Source organism: Microbacterium sp. zg-Y818 (assembly GCF_030246905.1).
In the GTDB taxonomy this organism is placed as follows: domain Bacteria; phylum Actinomycetota; class Actinomycetes; order Actinomycetales; family Microbacteriaceae; genus Microbacterium.
This window is the reverse complement of record NZ_CP126741.1, coordinates 2,808,374-2,826,025: the sequence shown is the minus strand read 5'-3', so window position 1 is coordinate 2,826,025 and position 17,652 is coordinate 2,808,374. Positions and strand designations below refer to the sequence as shown.

Annotated in this window: 14 protein-coding genes; 7 read left to right on the top strand and 7 right to left on the bottom strand. The window is 71.8% G+C overall.

The features are described 5' to 3' along the window. The first annotated feature begins 124 nt into the window (after positions 1–124). The 3 genes from lplAB to QNO21_RS13365 are packed head-to-tail and all read left to right on the top strand — an operon-like array spanning position 125 to position 3,137. Positions 125–1,174: a lipoate-protein ligase LplAB gene (gene lplAB, locus QNO21_RS13375; protein WP_257518315.1), complete on the top strand. Its 1,050-nt coding sequence runs from the start codon at positions 125–127 to the stop codon at positions 1,172–1,174. After that, on the top strand, positions 1,171–2,112 hold the full coding sequence (locus tag QNO21_RS13370; protein ID WP_374211401.1) for a DNA-methyltransferase: 942 nt from the start codon (positions 1,171–1,173) through the stop codon (positions 2,110–2,112). Before lplAB ends, QNO21_RS13370 begins: the two co-directional genes overlap by 4 nt. Positions 2,113–2,150: 38 nt before the next feature. Continuing rightward, complete coding sequence (locus QNO21_RS13365) at positions 2,151–3,137, top strand: LLM class F420-dependent oxidoreductase (RefSeq protein WP_257518313.1); 987 nt, start codon at positions 2,151–2,153, stop codon at positions 3,135–3,137. Here the strand turns inward: QNO21_RS13365 and QNO21_RS13360 are convergent. Further along, positions 3,130–4,617, bottom strand: coding sequence for a carboxylesterase/lipase family protein (locus QNO21_RS13360; RefSeq protein WP_257518312.1), 1,488 nt, complete (start codon positions 4,615–4,617; stop codon positions 3,130–3,132). The two genes, QNO21_RS13365 and QNO21_RS13360, sit on opposite strands and share 8 nt — an antisense overlap. A 57-nt stretch (positions 4,618–4,674) precedes the next feature. Between QNO21_RS13360 and QNO21_RS13355 the strand changes: the two genes are divergently transcribed. Beyond that, positions 4,675–6,945, top strand: coding sequence for a glycoside hydrolase family 3 C-terminal domain-containing protein (locus QNO21_RS13355; RefSeq protein ID WP_257518311.1), 2,271 nt, complete (start codon positions 4,675–4,677; stop codon positions 6,943–6,945). A gap of 55 nt (positions 6,946–7,000) precedes the next feature. On the opposite strand, the gene QNO21_RS13350 is transcribed toward QNO21_RS13355, so the two are convergent. Further along, a complete protein-coding gene (locus QNO21_RS13350; RefSeq protein WP_257518310.1) occupies positions 7,001–8,056 on the bottom strand; it encodes an SDR family NAD(P)-dependent oxidoreductase in 1,056 nt (351 codons plus the stop codon). 49 nt (positions 8,057–8,105) lie between these two features. On the opposite strand from QNO21_RS13350, the gene QNO21_RS13345 reads away from it, so the two are divergent. After that, positions 8,106–8,672 (top strand): TetR family transcriptional regulator, encoded by a 567-nt coding sequence (locus QNO21_RS13345; protein WP_257517270.1) that lies wholly within the window; start codon positions 8,106–8,108, stop codon positions 8,670–8,672. 122 nt (positions 8,673–8,794) lie between these two features. After that, on the top strand, positions 8,795–10,135 hold the full coding sequence (locus tag QNO21_RS13340; RefSeq protein ID WP_257518309.1) for an APC family permease: 1,341 nt from the start codon (positions 8,795–8,797) through the stop codon (positions 10,133–10,135). A 15-nt stretch (positions 10,136–10,150) separates the two neighbouring features. On the opposite strand, the gene QNO21_RS13335 is transcribed toward QNO21_RS13340, so the two are convergent. The 3 genes from QNO21_RS13335 to galT form a co-directional block, all read right to left on the bottom strand. Further along, positions 10,151–10,987, bottom strand: a complete 837-nt coding sequence (locus tag QNO21_RS13335) for an alpha/beta fold hydrolase (RefSeq protein WP_257518307.1) — start codon at positions 10,985–10,987, stop codon at positions 10,151–10,153. A gap of 262 nt (positions 10,988–11,249) precedes the next feature. Next, on the bottom strand, positions 11,250–12,449 hold the full coding sequence (galK, locus tag QNO21_RS13330) for a galactokinase (protein ID WP_257518306.1): 1,200 nt from the start codon (positions 12,447–12,449) through the stop codon (positions 11,250–11,252). Beyond that, positions 12,446–13,549, bottom strand: coding sequence for a galactose-1-phosphate uridylyltransferase (galT, locus tag QNO21_RS13325; RefSeq protein ID WP_257518400.1), 1,104 nt, complete (start codon positions 13,547–13,549; stop codon positions 12,446–12,448). The genes galK and galT overlap by 4 nt, the downstream gene beginning before the upstream one ends. Positions 13,550–13,783: 234 nt before the next feature. Here galT and QNO21_RS13320 point away from each other — a divergent pair, with 234 nt between their 5' ends. Further along, the gene (locus QNO21_RS13320; RefSeq protein WP_257518399.1) at positions 13,784–14,749 is read left to right on the top strand and encodes a LacI family DNA-binding transcriptional regulator; all 966 of its coding nucleotides are present in this window, start codon (positions 13,784–13,786) and stop codon (positions 14,747–14,749) included. Between the two features lie 45 nt (positions 14,750–14,794). On the opposite strand, the gene galE is transcribed toward QNO21_RS13320, so the two are convergent. Further along, positions 14,795–15,772: a UDP-glucose 4-epimerase GalE gene (gene galE, locus QNO21_RS13315; protein ID WP_257518305.1), complete on the bottom strand. Its 978-nt coding sequence runs from the start codon at positions 15,770–15,772 to the stop codon at positions 14,795–14,797. A 40-nt stretch (positions 15,773–15,812) separates the two neighbouring features. Continuing rightward, on the bottom strand, positions 15,813–17,570 hold the full coding sequence (locus QNO21_RS13310; RefSeq protein ID WP_257518303.1) for a glycoside hydrolase family 35 protein: 1,758 nt from the start codon (positions 17,568–17,570) through the stop codon (positions 15,813–15,815). Positions 17,571–17,652: the final 82 nt, after the last annotated feature.

The window sequence follows — 17,652 nt, the reverse complement described above, 5'->3', positions numbered from 1 at the left end:
GGATTCGCGCATCGGTTCGCCGTTCGAAAAGATGCCGCGATCGGGATCGGGGAGTCGTGACGACGACGTAGTGGCACTGAGGCCACCTGACCACCCTACCAGCGCCGCGCCGTAGGCTTGACCCATGCACGGTGAGTACAAGGTTCCTGGCGGCAAGCTGGTCGTCGTCGACCTCGAGGTGGACGAAGGGCTGATCACCGATTTCCACCTGGCTGGAGACTTCTTCCTGGAGCCCGACGACGCCCTCGCCGACATCGACGCCGCCGTCACCGGGCTTCCCATCGAATCCGACGTCGCCACCATCGCCGCCGCGGTGCGCGAAGCGCTGCCGGAAGGCGCGCAGCTGCTGGGCTTCACCCCCGAATCGGTCGGCACCGCGGTGCGCCGGGCGCTCGTGACCGCTCCCGGCTGGCGCGAGTTCGACTGGGAGATCGTGCACGACCGGCCGCTGTCGCCCAACATGAACCTGGCCCTGGATGAGGTGCTGACCGCGCGGGTCGGCGACGGCCGCCGCAACCCCACCATGCGCATCTGGACGTGGGACTCCTCCGCCGTCGTGATCGGCTCGTTCCAGTCGTACCGCAACGAGGTCGACCCCGAGGGGGCGGCCCGCCACGGCTTCGAGGTCGTCCGGCGCATCTCCGGGGGCGGGGCCATGCTGATCTCCGCGGAGTGGATCATCACGTACTCGCTGTACGTGCCGGCATCCCTCGTCGCCGGCATGACGTTCGCCGATTCGTACGCCTTCCTCGATGACTGGGCGCTGCAGGCGCTGCGGTCCCTCGGCATCGACGCGACCTACAAGCCGCTCAACGACATCTCCTCCCCGGAGGGCAAGATCGGCGGCGCCGCGCAGAAGCGCCTGGCCAACGGCGGAGTGCTGCACCACGCCAGCCTCAGCTACGACATGGACGGCCAGGTGCTCACCGACGTGCTGCGCATCGGCCGCGAGAAGCTCAGCGACAAGGGCACCGCCTCCGCCGCCAAGCGCGTCGATCCCCTGCGCAGCCAGACCGGACTGCCGCGCGAGGAGATCATCCAACGGTTCAAGGACACCTTCGCGACGCTCTACGGCGCGACCGAGGGCGCCATCACCGACGAGGAGTACGCCGAGGCCGAGGCCCTGGTGCAGTCGAAGTTCGCCACCGACGCGTGGCTGCACCGCGTTCCGTGATCGACCTGGCGACAGCACACCCACCCGGCCGCGTCGACATCCACCAGGGCGACAACCTGGCGGTCGCACGCACTCTGCCGGATGCCTCGTTCACCCTCATCTACCTGGATCCGCCGTTCAACACCGGGCGTCGGCGCGAGCGCGCCGTCGAGTCCGCCGTCGACGTGACCCCAACTCCTCACGAACCCGCGTTGCACGCGGCTCCCGGGGCGGAAACCGGCGCATCCGAGCCGTTGTCGAGGAGTTCGGCATCCGGCCCGGTCAAGGCGGGCTTCCGCGGCCGCGAATACGCGCGGCTGCGCGGCGACCTCAGCCGGTACGACGACCGGTTCGAGGACTACTGGGACTTCCTCGAGCCCCGCCTGGCCGAAGCCTGGCGCCTGCTCGCCGACGACGGCACCCTGTACCTGCACCTGGATTACCGTGAGGCGCACTACGCCAAGGTGCTGCTGGACGCCCTCGTCGGCCGCGAGCGGTTCCTCAACGAGCTGATCTGGGCCTACGACTACGGCGCGAAGAGCCGCCGCCGCTGGCCCACAAAGCACGACACTATCCTGGTCTATGTCAAGGACCCCGCGGGCTACCACTTCGACTCCACCGCGGTGGACCGGGAACCCTACATGGCCCCGGGCCTGGTGACACCCGAGAAGGCGGCACGCGGCAAGCTCCCCACCGACGTGTGGTGGCACACGATCGTGCCGACGTCGGGGCGGGAGAAGACCGGCTACCCGACGCAGAAGCCCGAGGGGATCCTCCGCCGCATCGTGCAGGCCTCCAGCCGCCCCGGCGACCGCGTGCTCGACCTCTTCGCCGGCAGCGGCACGACCGGCGCCGTCGCCTCGGCGCTCGGCCGCGACGCGGTGCTGGTGGATGCCAACCCCGAAGCGATCGCGATCATGCGACAGCGGATGCCGCACGCCACCGTCCACGGCGATTGACACGTGCCCTGAACCGCCGTCGTCCGTAGGGTGAGCACATGCGATTCGGACTCTTCATTCCCCAGGGCTGGCGTTTCGACCTCGTCGGCATCGACCCGGCCCAGCACTGGACCACCATGCGCACCCTCGCCCAGCAGGCCGACGCCGGCCCCTGGGAATCCCTGTGGGTCTACGACCACTTCCACACGACGCCCGTGGCCAGCGACGAGGCGACGCACGAAGCGTGGACGCTGATGTCCGCCTTCGCCGCCTCGACCGACCGCATCCGGCTGGGCCAGATGTGCACGTGCATGAGCTACCGCAACCCCGCCTACCTCGCCAAGGTCGCCGCGACCGTCGACGCGATCTCGGGCGGTCGCACCGAGATGGGGATCGGCGGTGGCTGGTACGAGCACGAATGGCGCGCCTACGGCTACGGCTTCCCGCCGATCGGCGAGCGGCTCGGGCGCCTGCGCGAGGGCGTGGAGATCATGCACCAGGCATGGACCACCGGCTCGGCCACCCTCGAGGGCCGCTACTACACCGCCGACGGCGCCATCGTGCGGCCGCTGCCGCTGCAGCAGGGTGGCATTCCCCTCTGGATCGCCGGCGGGGGCGAGAAGGTGACGCTCAAGATCGCCGCCACCTACGCGTCGTACACGAACTTCGCCGGATCGATCGAGGAGTTCACCCACAAGTCCGAGGTGCTGCGCGGCCACTGCGATGCGATCGGGCGCGATGTCAACGAGATCACCCGCTCCTCGAACTTCAACACGATCGTCGCCGACACCGAGGCCGAGGTCGCTGACCGCGTCGCCGCCGTCGTGGCGCGCATCGCGCCGTTCGTCGGGCCCGAGCGGGCCGGGGTCATCGAGCGGGACTATCGCGAGTCACCCGCTGTCGGCACGCCGGAGCAGGTCGCGGAGCGCCTCGCGGCGCGGGCGGACGCGGGCCTCGGCTACGCCATCCACTACTTCCCCGAGGCGGCGTACGACCGCTCCGGCATCGAGCTGTTCGAGCGCGAGGTCGTGCCCGCGCTCAGCTGACCAGCGGCCGGGCGCTCGCGTAGCCGTCGGGCACGACGTCGGGGGCGGATGCCGGTCCGCCGAAGACCCGCGTGGTGCCCGGCTGCGCCGACCACGGCGTCCATCCGGGGGCGCCATCGCGCACGAACGCGACCGCCGTGCCGTGCATCGCCGACGCGAGCGCGGGCGGCGGCACCGGGCCGGCGACGTCGGCCACGCCCACCGCGTCGAGGCAGTCGAACCAGAACGGCACGTCGAGGCAGTGCAGCGACCACCGCCGGGTGGGGGAGGGCCACGAGAAGCTGTAGGTCCAGGTGGGTGCGCCCGTCGCGGTGCGGGCGTCGGCGACACGCAGCACCAGCGACCGGAACAGCCGGTCGGTGACGTAGCGGCCGGCCATCGCCGCGGTGCCGAGGCGCCGCTGCGGCCGGTTGGCCGCGAGGTACGCGCGACGAACGGACCGGCCGGAAAGGAAGAGCCCGAGGGCGAGCGGGGTCGGGACCAGGCGAAGCACGCCGCGCAGCCCGTCGGTGACCATCGTGAACTCGTCGTCGGTGGTGCCCAGCATCAGCGGCTTGTCCGCGCCGATGCCGGCGGCGAGAGCGTCGACCGTCGGCATGGTGAGCAGGTCGCCGTCGACGAGGGGTCCCCACGGCAGGCCCTCGTGCAGCAGTTCCCGCACCACCGTGAGGGCGCCGGCGTCGTCCGGCCGGCCGGCGGCATCCTGCAGCGACCAGAGGCGCTCCTCGGGAACCGAGGTGAACCCCTCCCGGGTTGGTTCGACGCCGGCCAGCGCCGCCAGGCGCCGCGATGCGGCAGCGGCTCGGTCTGCCGCGACGTCGGCGATGGCCCCCGAGAACGAGATGGCGGCGTGGAACAGATGCTGGGCAGCGGGCAGACCGAGGAGGGTGAGCACCGCCCCGCCGCCGGCGGACTGCCCCGCGAGGGTGACCCGCGACGGGTCGCCGCCGAACGCGGCGATGTTGCGCTGCACCCACTCCAGGGCGGCGAGCCAGTCGCGCACGCCGCGATTTGCGGGCGCCCCCTCGATCGCACCGAAGCCATCGAAGCCGAGCCGGTAGGCGACCGTGACCGTGACGACGCCGTCGCGGTTGAAGGCGGCGCCGTCGTACCAAGGACTGGCCGGCGAGCCCGAGGTGAAGCCACCGCCGTGGATGTAGACCATCACCGGCAGGCCGGGTGAGCGCTCCGACGGGTCGGGGGTGAAGACGTTGACGTTGAGCGTGTCCTCACCGGGGATCGACGGCTCCGGGATGAGGGTCAGCCCGTCGTCGGAGCGATGCGGCGTGGCCCCGTAGGTCGTGGCATCCCGCACACCCGTCCACGGAACCACGGGCGCGGGCGCGGCGTAGCGGAGCGGCCCCACCGGGGCGGCGGCGTAGGGGATGCCGAGGAACGCGGCCGAGCGGTGGCCGCCGCGGGTGCGCCAGAAACCCCGCACGCGTCCCGCGTCGGTGGTCACCAGGGTGGGCGTGGCCATACCTCGAGCGTAGACCGCCCCCCGCGTTCGCGGCGGCCGATGGCTTATGGTGTGCGCATGACACCGCGGTCGCGCACGGCATCCGATCTCACCGTCCACGAGCAGGCCTCGCTGACCAGTGGCGCCGACTTCTGGAGCACCAAGGCGGTACAGCGCGTCGGGGTGCCCTCGATCACGCTGACCGACGGGCCGCACGGCCTGCGCAAGCAGACCGGCGCGGGCGACCACCTGGGGCTCGCCTCGAGCGTGCCGGCGACCTGCTTCCCGCCCGCGGCCGGCCTGGCCTCGTCGTTCGACGCCGACCTTGTGCAGCGCGTCGGCGCGGCGATCGGGCGGGAGGCGGCGATCGAGGACGTCGCCGTCGTGCTCGGCCCCGGCATCAACATCAAGCGCTCGCCGCTGTGCGGCCGCAACTTCGAGTACTACTCCGAGGACCCCGTCGTCGCCGGAGTGCTCGGTGCGGCCGCCGTGCGCGGCATCCAGTCCCAGGGTGTGGGCGCGTCGCTGAAGCACTTCGCCGCCAACAACCAGGAGACCGATCGACTGCGGGTGAGCGCGGACGTCGACCCGAGGCCGATGCGCGAAATCTACCTGCGCGGCTTCGAGCGGGTGGTGACCCAGGCCCTGCCCTGGACGGTGATGTGCGCCTACAACCGCATCAACGGCGTGTACGCCTCGGAGGATCCGTGGCTGCTGACGCAGGTGCTGCGGGAAGAGTGGGGGTTCGACGGGCTGGTCGTCTCGGACTGGGGCGCCGTCGAGGATCGCGTCGCAGCGCTGGCGGCAGGGCTGGACCTCGAGATGCCGGCCAGCGGCGGGCGCACCGATGCGCAGCTGGTCGAGGCCGTCGAGGCGGGGCGCCTTGCCGAGGGATCGCTCGAGACGGCGGCGCAGCGGGTCATGAACCTCGTGGCGCGGGCCGGCGAGCGCCCCGCCCCCGCCCCGCTCGACGTCGACGCGCACCACGCGCTGGCGCGCGAGGCCGCGGGGCGCTCGATCGTGCTGCTGAAGAACGACGGTGGGCTACTGCCGCTGCGGCGCGATGCGCGACTGGCCGTCATCGGCGCCTTCGCCGCCGCGCCGCGCTATCAGGGCGCCGGGTCGTCGCTGATCAACCCGACCCGCCTCGACAGCGCCCTGGAAGAGATCCGCGCCCTGTCCGAGGGTGTGGTCGTCGCGGCCGTGGGCTTCGCGCTCGACGGGGGCGGAGCGGACGCCGCCGACCATCCGGATGCGGGGGTGCTGGTGGCCGAGGCCGTCGCAGCCGCGCGCGACGCCGAGACGGCGGTGGTCTTCCTGGGGCTGCCCGCCGCCGAGGAATCGGAGGGCTTCGACCGCGAGCACATCGACCTTCCGGCAGAGCAGCTCGCACTCCTGGACGCGGTGCTCGAGGTCAACCCCCGCACGGTCGTCGTGCTCTCGCACGGCGGCGTGGTGGCACTTCCCTTCCGCGACCGGGTGCCGGCGATCGTCGAGGCGTGGCTGCTGGGACAGGCCGGCGGCGGCGCGACCGCCGACGTGCTGTTCGGCGAGGTGAACCCGTCCGGCAAGCTCGCCGAGACCATCCCGCTGCGACTGACGGACACCCCCGCCTACGGCAACTTCCCCGGCGAATCCGGCCACGTGCGCTATGGCGAGGGCCTGTTCGTCGGCTACCGCTGGTACGACGCCCGGCAGATGGACGTCGCCTATCCCTTCGGTCACGGGCTGTCGTACACCGCGTTCGACTACGGGTCGCCGACGGCATCCGTCACCGCCTCCGGTGACCTGCGTGTCGCGCTGACGGTGACCAACACGGGAGCCCGGGCAGGGCGCGAGGTCGTGCAGGTCTACACCTCCCTTCCGGGCTCGACCATCGTCCGCCCGCCGCGGGAGCTGAAGGCATTCACATCGGTGGCGCTGGAGTCGGGCGAGACGCGCGAGGTCGAGCTCGTGATCGCGCGCGCGGACCTTGCCTACTGGAACGTGCAGGTCGACCGGTGGATCGTCGAGGGTGGCGACTACGTGGTGGCGGTGGCCGCCTCGAGCCGTGACGTGCGCGGCACGGTGACCGTTCCCGTCGCGGCGGACGAGGTGCGCACGCCGCTGACCATGTCGTCGTCGGTGGGCGAGTTGCTCGGCCACCCGGTCGTCGGTCCCCTCGTGCAGAAGGCCATGGGGATGATGCTCGGGGGCTCTGCCGGCGGCGGGCTCATGCCCGACGAGGCGATGCAGAAGATGATGGCCTCGTTCCCGATCGGCCGGCTGGCGGGCTTTCCGGGGGTGCCGGTCTCATACGGGCAGCTCGAGAAGCTGGTCGCCCTGGCGAACGGTCTCTCGGGTAGATGACAGAGGCCCCGGGCGCGATGCGCTCTCGGGGCCCCTCGTCGGCAGCGGGTTCGGGTCAGGCTGCCGACCAACCTCCGTCGCTGGCCAGGGTGACACCGTTGATGTTCACGCCGTCATCGCTCAGCAGGAAGGTGATGGATGCCGCCAGGGCGTCTGCCTCGGCGGGGTCGGGGAGGATCGTCATCGCCGCGCGCACGCGCTCGGCGCCCAGCGGCGAGGCGAACTTCGCCTCGATGTTGGTGATGGTCGCTCCGGGGGCGACGGCGTTGCAGCGGATGCCGCTCGGGCCGTACATGAACGCGGTGGACTTGGTGAGCCCCACCACCGCGTGCTTCGACGCGGTGTAGGCCGCTCCGGCCGCCGAGCCGCGCAGGGCCGCCTCGGATGCGGTGTTGACGATCGAGCCGCCGCCCTGGGCGAGCATGGCGGGGATGACCGCTCGCGTGAGCTTCATCGTGCCGGTCACGTTGATGGCCATGACCCGGTCCCAGACGGCGTCGGTGACGTCGCCGATGGGGGTCATGTCGTCCATGATCCCGGCGACGTTCGCCAGCGCGTCGATGGTGTCGCCGGCGGCCTCGACGATGCGGGCGATGCCGGCGTCGTCGGTGATGTCGGCGACGACGGTGACGATGTCGGCGCCCGGGTGCTCGCCGGTGAACTCGGCGAGGCGCTCCTCGCTGACGTCGACGGCCACGACGCGGCCGCCTTCACGGGCGACCCGCGACGCGGTGGCGCGACCGATGCCGGAGCCCGCACCGGTGACGATCACGGTCTGTCCGGTGAAGCGGCCCTGGTCGATGCGCTCGGTCCACTCGCGCAGCGGCACGGCGGGTGCGCCGGCGTCGTCGGTCGACTCCACGGGGGTGGGAGTGACACCCTCGGGCACCTCACCGGCGGCGACGCGACGAACGAGCTCGTCGAGCATCTCCTGGGTGAACGAGCCGCGGCTCAGCTTGACGAGACGCTTGATGGCGAGGCGCCTCACCGGCTTGAAGACCTCGGGGGTCTGGCCGCTCTGCGCGAGCATGTGGGTGAGGATGGCGTTGCCGGCCGGGTCGGCCAGCCAGTCGGCAATCGCAGAGTCGCCGGTGAGCGGGGTGGTGCCCATGGTGTAGTCCTTTCTACCGGACAAAAGTGTCCGGTATTAGGTTATACCCGTGGGCAACGACGTGGAAGTGTCTCGCAAGGTCAACCGCGGCCGCGCGGCTGGGCCCGAGAACCGTCGTGCGCTCCTCCGCGCTGCCCGCGAGGTGTTCGCCGAGTACGGCCTGTCGGCGCCGTTCTCGGCCGTCGCCAAGCGCGCCGGCGTCGGACAGGGCAGCCTCTATCGCCATTTTCCCGACCGCACCGCGCTGGCCGCGGCGCTCTTCGAGGAGAACGTCGCGGCGATCGAGGCCCACACCGCGCCCGATGACCGCACGCTCGAGGACCTCTTCGACGTCATCGTGGATCAGGCGGTGGTCTCCACCGCGCTCATCGACCTCATGGTGCGCAACCGCCACGACGCGCACGTGGTGGCCCTCGGCGATCGCTTCCGCCAGGTCGTGGACCGCCTGCTGGTTCGTGAGCGGCAGGCCGGTCACGTCGGCGCCCACGTCGACACCGCTGACATCATGCTCGCCGTCGGCATGCTCGCCGGTGAGCTCGCCCGCACCGATGAGGCCGACCGTGCCGATGTCGCGGTGCGTGCGCGGCGGCAGTTCCGGCGCGCGTTCGCTCCCTGACGCCCGCCGCACGCGCGCGAAAGCAGTTCCGTCGCGCTTTCGCAAGGGCGAGATATCGGATCACCGCCGCACCGTACACTTCCCGAGGCCCGAACGACCCGGGCCGAGGGTGGAGAACGAAAGTGGCGGAGATCCGTGAAGCGCACCAGTCGCAGGACAAGCTCAGGCGGGGGATTACCGGGCCGCTGCTGTTCGTCTTCATCCTGGGAGACGTGCTGGGTGCGGGCATCTACGCGCTCATGGGCGTGCTGTCGGCCGAGGTCGGCGACGCGCTGTGGGCACCGCTGCTCGTGGCGCTGGCCCTGGCCCTGCTGACGGCCGGTTCCTACGCGGAGCTGGTCACCAAGTACCCCCGGGCGGGCGGTGCGGCGGTTTTCGCGGAACGCGCGTTCAAGGCGAAGTGGCTGTCATTCCTGGTCGGGTTCAGCATGCTCGCCGCGGGGGTCGTGAGCGCGGCGGGACTGGCGCTGGCCTTCGCCGGGGATTACCTGACCTCGTTCATCGATGTGCCTCCCACTCTGGCGGCGGTCGTCTTCCTGGCGCTCGTCGCGGCGCTGAACGCCCGCGGCATCCGCGAATCGATGCGCACCAACATGGTGATGACGTGCATCGAGCTCAGTGGACTCGTGATCGTGATCGTCGCCGTGGCGATCATGATGGGCTCCGGCGGGGGAGACGTCTCGCGCGTGGGCCAGTTCCCGACCGACACCTCGCCTGCCATCGCGGTGCTCGGCGGGGCGATCATCGCCTATTACTCGTTCGTGGGGTTCGAGACCTCGGCGAACATCATCGAGGAGGTCACCGCCCCCTCGCGCGTGTACCCCCGGGCGCTGTTCGGCTCCCTCATCGTCGCGGGAATCGTGTACGTGCTGGTCGGGCTGGCCAGCGCCATCGCGCTGCCCGCAGCGGAGCTGCAGGATTCCAGCGGGCCGCTGCTGGATGTCGTGGCCGCCACCGGCGTGCCGGTGCCCGCGCTGCTGTTCAGCCTCATCGCGCTCATCGCCGTGGCCAATGGCGCGCTGCTGACGATGATCATGGCCAGCCGGCTCGCCTTCGGCATGGCCGAGCAGGGGCTGCTGCCCCCGGTGCTGGGGAAGGTCCTCCCGCGCCGCCGCACGCCGTGGGTCGCCATCGTCACCACGACCGCGGTCGCGATGGTCCTCGCGCTCATCGGCGACCTCGCCACCCTCGCCGAGACGGTCGTGCTGCTGCTGCTGTTCGTCTTCCTCAGCACCAATATCGCCGTGCTGGTGCTGCGCCGGGAGAAGGTCGACCACGACCACTTCCGGGTGTGGTCCTTCGTCCCGGTGCTGGGTGCCGCCTCGTGCGTGCTGCTGCTGAGTCAGCAGAGCGCACAGGTGTGGATGTTCGGCATCCTCCTGCTGGCGGTGGGCGCCGTGCTGTACCTCGCCGCGCGGGTCGTGGGACGCCGCCGGACGGGCGCGGGCTCGGCCCAGGAATGACCCCGCCCGCGCGCCTCAGGAATTCAGGAACGCCAGCAACGCCTCATTGACCTCGGCGCCGTGCGTCCACAGCAGGCCGTGCGGCGCGCCGTCGAGCTCGACGTAGGTGGCATCGGGCAGCATCTCCCGCAGCCGGCGGCCGGTGGCGTCGATCGGCAGGATGCGGTCGGCGGTGCCCTGCACGACGAGCATCGGCACCTTCAGCTCCGCGATGTCGGCGCGGAAGTCCGTCGGCCATGCGAGGGGCGCGGCGATGATGGCGGTGTTGCCTGCGAGGTTCGCCACGGCCACGCTCGCGTCGACGACCTCCTGCGAGATGCGCTCGCCGAGCATCTCGTCGAGGTTGTAGAAGTCGTGGAAGAAGCCGGTGAGGAAGGCGTACCGGTCGGCCCGGACGCCGTCGGAGGTCTCCCGGAAGTACTCTTCGGGTGCGGCGCCGTCAGGGTTGTCCTTCGTGACGGCGAGGTAGGGCTGCAGCGGACCCATCAGCGCGGCCTGCGACACCCGGCCGGAGCCGTAGCGGGAGAGGTACCGCACGACTTCGCCGGTTCCCATCGAGAAGCCGACGAGGGCGGCATCCTCCAGCTCCAGCTCCTCCATCAGCCCGTTGAGGTCGGCGGCGAAGGTGTCGTAGTCGTACCCGGACCCCGCCTTGCTCGAGGCGCCGAAGCCGCGGCGGTCATACGCGATGACGCGGTACCCGGCGTCCAGCAGCGCGGCTTGCTGCTTGCCCCAGGATTCTCCGTTGAGCGGGAAGCCGTGGATCAGCACGACCGGACGGCCGGTTCCCTGGTCGGTGTAGTACAGGTCGATGTCGGCCGAGTTCTCGGTCCCGACGGTGATGTAGGCCATGGTCTCTCCTCGCGCCGAGGGGGCGGATGCCTCGACTCACGTCGACGCTAGGGCTCCGCCGCCCCCGGGCGCCAGGCCTTGCGGAGCTGCCGTCGGCGGGCCGCCCAGGTCGCTACAGGGGAGGGGCGCTGTCCGCGCTCACGCAGGCAGGAGATCTCACCAGGACAGGACGATCCGGGGTGGAAGGTCCTGGTGTGGCGAGATCTCCTGTTGTGGTGCGTGGTGCGTGGTGCGCGCGGCGGCGGCGGGCGGATGCCGCGGCTCAGGCGTCGCGACCGGCGCCCGCCGACGGGGTGACGGTGAACAGGTGCGGTGCGGCGAAGCCGGCGTCGGCGAACGCGCGCGTGACGGCATCCGAGACGGCGTCGACCCGGTCGTGCTGCACCAGCGCGATCGCGGAGCCGCCGAAGCCGCCGCCGGTCATGCGGGCGCCGATCGCACCGGCGGCCACCGCCGCCTCGACGGCGGTGTCGAGCTCGGGTACCGAGATCTCGAAGTCGTCGCGCATCGACGCGTGCGAGGCGTCGAGCAGATCGCCGATCGCGCGCGGGCCGTCGGCGCGGAGGGTGGCGACGGTGTCGAGCACGCGCTGGTTCTCGGTCACGACGTGGCGGACGCGCCGGAAGGTGACGTCGTCCATCAGTTCCTGGGCGCGGTCGAGGTCGTCGACCGACACGTCGCGCAGCGACGAGGCGCCCAGGAGCTCGGCGCCCTTCTCGCACGAGGCGCGGCGCTCGCCGTAGCCGCCGGTGGCGTGCGCGTGCTTGACGTGCGTGTCGATGACGAGCAGCTCCAGGCCCGCTGCGGCGAAGCCGAGGTCCACCACCTGGGCCTCGAGCGTGCGGCAGTCCAGGAAGATCGCGGCATCCGTCTGCCCGAGCATCGACGCCATCTGGTCCATGATGCCGGTGGGAGCACCCACCGCCTCGTTCTCGGCCCGGCGGCCGACCTGGGCGAGGGTGACGCGGTCGGCGCTCACGCCCCAGGTGTCGGCCAGCGCCGTCGCGGCAGCGCCCTCGATGGCCGCCGACGACGACAGCCCGGCTCCGACCGGCACGTCGGAGGCGAAGGCGAGGTCGACGCCCGTCACGGCGTCGGGGGAGAGGCCGGCGGCGTGCAGCAGCGCCCACGCAACGCCCAGCGGGTACGCCGACCACTCCGGCACCCGCGGCGCGCCGTCGCTCGGGAAGAGCAGGTCGAGGTCCGCGAGCGGCACCTCCACGGGCACGGGGTCGAAGGTCGAGACCACGCGGATGCGGCCGTCGGTGCGCGTCCCCAGCGCGACGTGCGTGCGGTGGGGCGTGGCGAAGGGGAAGACGAAGCCGTCGTTGTAATCGGTGTGCTCGCCGATGAGGTTCACACGTCCCGGTGCCGACCAGGTGCCGATCGGCTCGTGGCCGGTGAGCGTGGCGAAGAGGTCGCGAGCGGCGGCGGCGGTCTCGGGGGTGGCGGTCTCGGTCACAGGGACACTCCTTCGACGGCGGCGCGCAGGCGCTCCGCGGCGGTTTCTGGGGGAACGTCGCCGATCCAGGCGCCCATGGCAGCCTCGCTGCCGGCGAGGAACTTGAGCTTGTCGGCGGCGCGGCGGGGACTCGTGAGCTGCAGGTTCAGCCGCACGGTGTCGCGTCCGTGGTGCACCGGCGCCTGGTGCCAGGCGGCGATGTAGGGGGTGGGGGAGTCGTAGAGGGCATCGATGCCGCGCAGCAGCCGCAGGTAGAGCGGTGCGAGTTCGTCGCGCTCGGCGTCGGTCGTCCCGGCGAAGTCGGCGACGTGCCGGTGCGGCAGCAGGTGCACCTCGAGCGGCCAGCGCGCGGCGAACGGCACGAAGGCGGTCCAGTGCTCGCCGGCGAGGATGACCCTGGGGCCGGTGCGCTCGAAGTCGAGGATGCGCTGGAAGAGGTCGGGCGCAGTGCGGTCGATCGCGTCGAGCAGCCGGGTCGTGCGCGGTGTGATGTACGGGTAGGCGTAGATCTGGCCGTGCGGGTGGGGGAGGGTGACCCCGATCGCCTCGCCGCGGTTCTCGAACGGGAACACCTGCTCGATGCCGGGAAGCGTCGACAGGGCCGCGGTGCGGTCGGCCCAGGCCTCGATCACCGTGCGTGCGCGGGTGACGGACTGGGTGCCGAACGAGCCGGAGTGCTCCGGACTGAAGCAGACGACCTCGCAGCGGCCCACCGAGGTGCGGGTGCGGCCGAGGCCCAGGTGCTCGAGGTCCTCGATGCCGCGGGGCGGGTCGCTCGCGGCGGGTGCGTCGCCGTGGGCTTCGGCCAGGGCCGGACCGAACGACGGCGACTTGTTCTCGAACACCGCGACGTCGTAACGCGAGGGGATCTCGGACGGGTTCGTCGGGGTCTGCGGCGACAGCGGGTCGAGCTCGGCCGGCGGCAGGAACGCGCGGTTCTGCCGCGCGGCGGCGATGGAGATCCAGTCGCCGGTGAGGATGTCCTGACGCATCGTGGCCGTGGCCGGGCGTGGGTCGAGCTCGCGCGCGTCGACGGCGCGCTCGGGGCCGAGCGTGGTGTCGGGGTCGTCGTAGTAGAAGAGGTCGCGGCCGTCGGCCATGCGGGTGGTCCGCTTGACCACCCCGGCTCCCAGCGTGACCGGTTCGGGGGTTTCGGGCGTGCCGAACTCAGCAATGTTCACGTCAACATGGTACGTCGGTGCCTGTGTTATCGTCAACACGATCGTGGGATGAGGAGAACGCGCATGGCTCGCGACCCGATGAAGGACCTGGACCGGTTCGAGCGCGCGCAGGCGACGGGCGCCGGTTCCAGCCCCGCCGCCAAGCGCGTGTCGATGCTGGACGTCGCCGCGCGCGCGGGCGTCTCAGGGCAGACCGTCTCGCGGGTGGTCAACGGCAGCCCGCGGGTCGATCCCGCCACCCGGGCGCGCGTCGAAGAGGCGATGGCCCGGCTCGGCTACCGCCCGCACCGCGCCGCCCGGGCCTTGCGCACCGGCCGCACGCACACGATCGGACTGGTCGCGACGACCCTGGCGACCGTCGGCAACTCCCGCATGCTGCAGGCCGTCGTCGAGGCCGCGACGGGCCGGGGCTACGCCGTCGCGGTCGTGACGCTGGATGAGGCATCCGGCATCGCCGACGCCTTCGCGCGGCTGCGCGATCAGGGGGTGGACGGGGCCATCGTGCTGAACGAGGCGACCGCGGTCGTGCGCGACGCCCTCGCGCCGGCGGACCTCGCGCTCGTCGTGGTCGACTCGCCCGTCGACGACCGGTTCGCCGTCGTGCAGACCGAACACGCCGCCGGTGCGCGCGCGGCGACCGATCACCTGCTCGGCCTCGGGCACACGACCGTCTGGCATCTCGCCGGTCCCGAGGCGTCGTACGCTGCCGCCGAGCGCGAGGGGGGATGGCGGTCGGCGCTGGTGGATGCCGGGATCGAGGTGCCGTCGCCGGTGCGGGGCGACTGGACTGCGGCATCCGGGTTCGCTCTCGCCTCTGATCTTCCCGCCGCCGCGACAGCGGTGTTCGCTGCGAACGATCAGATGGCCCTCGGCGCGCTGCGGGCGCTCACCGAGGCCGGGCGGCGCGTGCCCGAGGATGTCAGCGTCGTGGGATTCGACGACGTGACGGATGCCGCGAACTACCGGCCGCCGCTGACCACCGTGCGCCAGGACTTCGACGCCCTCGGGGCCGAGGCGCTCGCTGCGCTCGTCGCCGCGATCGACGGTGACGAGCGGCGGCACGTGCTGCTGCCGGCGCCGCTGGTGGTGCGGTCGAGCACCGCGCCGCCGCCGGCGTAGGCGGTGCCGGGGCGGTGCCGGGGCGGCGCCGGGGCGGCGCCGGGCTCAGCTCGCCGCGCGGCGGGCCTCCCAGCCGGTGCGCACCATCTCGTCGACCGAGTAGCGGTTCTCCCACTGCAGGTCGCGGGCCGCGAGCTCGCCGGTGGCGACGATGCGGTCGGGATCTCCGGCGCGGCGCGGCGCGATCTCGGGCGTGAAGTCGATGCCGGTGACGCGGGCCATGGCATCCATGATCTGGCGCACCGACAGGCCGTTGCGCGACCCCAGGTTGTACGCCGCCTCGAGCGGCTTGCCTGCGGCCAGGCGCTCGGCGGCCACGACGTGGGCGGCGGCGATGTCGGCGACGTGCACGTAGTCGCGCACGTTGGTGCCGTCGGGGGTGGCGTAGTCGTCGCCGTTGATGCGCGGGGTGCGGCCCTCGATGAGCGCCTCGAACACCAGCGGGAACAGGTTGTGCGGGCTGGTGTCGTAGACGGCGAGGTCGCCGGAGCCGACGACGTTGAAGTAGCGCAATGACGTGTGGCGCAGCGGCCGCTCGTCTTCGGCGGTCGCGACGGCCTGGTCGCGGATCAGCCACTCGCCGATCAGCTTCGACTCGCCGTAGGGCGATGCCGGGCGCTTGGGGAGGTCCTCGGTCACGAGTTCGACGTCGGGGGTGCCGTAGACGGCGGCCGACGACGAGAAGACGAGCTTGTCGACACCGGCATCCGCCATCGCCTGCAGCACCACGCGGGTGCCCTCGACGTTCTGCTCGTAAGTGTGCAGCGGGCGCTTCACCGACACCCCGGCGTACTTGAAGCCGGCCACGTGGATGACGCCCTCGACGTCGTGCTCGCGCAGGGTCTGCTCCACGAGCGCGCGGTCCAGGATGGTTCCCTGTACGAAGGGCACCCCCTCGGGCACGAACGACGCGTGGCCGCTGGAGAGGTCGTCGATCACGACGGGGCTGAGCCCCGCAGCGCCGAGCGCGCGGACGATGTGGGCACCGATGTAGCCGGCGCCGCCGGTGACAAGCCAGGACATGCTTCCATCCTGCCCGATACCGGGGCGCCGGAAAGCAGGGCTACTCGACCTCGTGGCCGAGATCCGGGCGTGCGACGAAGCGTGCGGTGGCATCCGTCATCGCCTCGAGCTCGACCACGACGATCTCGTTCGCGCCTTGCCGGGTGACGGGGCCGGGCACATAGAGCGTGCGCTGCGGACCGCGGCGCCAGTAGCGGCCCAGGAAGAACCCGTTGACCCACGCGTAGCCCTTGCCCCAGCCGGCGGTGTCGAGGAAGAGATCCGCGGATGCCGCGAGCTCGAACGTGGCGCGCAGGCCCACCGGCCCCGCGGCTCGGCCGCCGGTGACGGGCAGGCCGGGCGCGGCATCCGCCACCGCCCGACCGAGGGCCGGGACGTCGAACGTGCGCACGTGCCAGGGGCCGGGGATCGGGTCCCCGTCGAGCCGCACGTCGCCGACGAGACCCTTGGGCTCGCCGATCTTGGTGTCGTAGTTGACGCGGCCGGTTTCTTCGACGAGCAGCCGCAGCTCGCGGCCGGCGGGAAGCGGCATGGCCAGGTCGCCCACCGTGCGCTGCAGGATGCCGATGGGACGGTCATCGAGCGCCACCCAGGCGTAGTCGCGCACGTCGGCGTCGAGCACGCGGGTGCGGTCGGTGTCGACAGCGGCGGTGTACTCGGCGAGCACGAGGTCGGAGCCGAGCGCGTCGAGCGTCGGCGGAGCCTCGAACTGCCCGCGGTCGGAGGCCACGAGCGGCAGCGGGTCGCCGACCGACTGCAGCGCGACCTGCAGCACGGGCGCGTCGACGGGCTCGGGCAGCGGCTCGTCGGGCACCGGGGCGTGCTTCGCGATCACCTCGCGGAAGGCGCGGAACTTCTCGGTGATGTCACCGGACTCGCTGATCGGGGAGTCGTAGTCGTAGCTCGTGACCATCGGCAGGTAGCGGCCGGAGTCGTTCGCCCCGTTGGTGAGGGCGAAGTTCGTGCCGCCGTGCACCATGTAGATGTTCACCGATGCGCCGGCCGCCAGCAGCTCGTCCAGGTCGCGCGCGGCGTCGGCGAAGGTCGTGGTGTGGTGCTTCTCGCCCCAGTGGTCGAACCAGCCGCACCAGAATTCCATGCACATGAGCGGCCCGGTCGGCTGGTGCTCGCGCAGGGTCGCCAGGCGCTCCGAGATGCGGGAACCGAACGACCCGGTCTTGTGCAGGCCCTCGTGTGCGCCGCCCTCGAGCATGTGCGGGATGGGCTGGTCGACCTGGGTGAGGGGCACCGTGATGCCGGCCGCGCGCGTGACGCGGATGAGCTCGGCCAGGTACGCCTTGTCGGCGCCGTACGCGCCGTACTCGTTCTCGATCTGCACCAGGATCACGCTGCCGCCCCGGTCGATCTGCCGGGGCGCGACGATCGCGTTGATGCGGTCGAGGAAGCTCGTCACGGCCTCGAGGTAGCGCGGGTCGGAGCTGCGCAGCTTCATGTCGGCGTCGGCGGTCAGCCACGTCGGCAGGCCGCCGTTGTGCCACTCGGCGCAGATGTAGGGTCCAGGGCGCACGATGGCGTGCATGCCCTCCTCGGCGACGAGGTCGAGGAACCGGCCGAGGTCGAGGCCGCCCGCGGCATCCCACTGGCCCTGCACCGGTTCGTGCGCGTTCCACGCGACGTAGGTCTCGATGGCGTTGAGGCCCATCAGCCGGGCTTTGCGCAGCCGGTCGCGCCAGAGGTCGGGGTGCACCCGGAAGTAGTGCAGGGCGCCCGAGATGATGCGGTGGGGCTCGCCGTCGAGCAGGAAGTCGGTCTCGCCGATCTGAAAGCGCGAAGTCATGCCCCCAAGCGTACCCGGCAAGCGTTTTCCGGCGGAGCGGATGCCGGGGCGGACGCCGGGGCGGACGCGAGGGGCCTGCACA

What these genes read in the sequence shown, in the direction of transcription:
- lplAB (WP_257518315.1), top strand. Translation starts at nt 125, where the DNA reads ATGCACGGTGAGTACAAGGTTCCTGGCGGCAAGCTGGTCGTCGTCGAC.
- QNO21_RS13365 (WP_257518313.1), top strand. Translation starts at nt 2,151, where the DNA reads ATGCGATTCGGACTCTTCATTCCCCAGGGCTGGCGTTTCGACCTCGTC.
- QNO21_RS13360 (WP_257518312.1), bottom strand. Translation starts at nt 4,617, where the DNA reads ATGGCCACGCCCACCCTGGTGACCACCGACGCGGGACGCGTGCGGGGT.
- QNO21_RS13355 (WP_257518311.1), top strand. Translation starts at nt 4,675, where the DNA reads ATGACACCGCGGTCGCGCACGGCATCCGATCTCACCGTCCACGAGCAG.
- QNO21_RS13350 (WP_257518310.1), bottom strand. Translation starts at nt 8,056, where the DNA reads ATGGGCACCACCCCGCTCACCGGCGACTCTGCGATTGCCGACTGGCTG.
- QNO21_RS13335 (WP_257518307.1), bottom strand. Translation starts at nt 10,987, where the DNA reads ATGGCCTACATCACCGTCGGGACCGAGAACTCGGCCGACATCGACCTG.
- galT (WP_257518400.1), bottom strand. Translation starts at nt 13,549, where the DNA reads ATGGCCGACGGCCGCGACCTCTTCTACTACGACGACCCCGACACCACG.
- QNO21_RS13320 (WP_257518399.1), top strand. Translation starts at nt 13,784, where the DNA reads ATGCTGGACGTCGCCGCGCGCGCGGGCGTCTCAGGGCAGACCGTCTCG.
- galE (WP_257518305.1), bottom strand. Translation starts at nt 15,772, where the DNA reads ATGTCCTGGCTTGTCACCGGCGGCGCCGGCTACATCGGTGCCCACATC.
- QNO21_RS13310 (WP_257518303.1), bottom strand. Translation starts at nt 17,570, where the DNA reads ATGACTTCGCGCTTTCAGATCGGCGAGACCGACTTCCTGCTCGACGGC.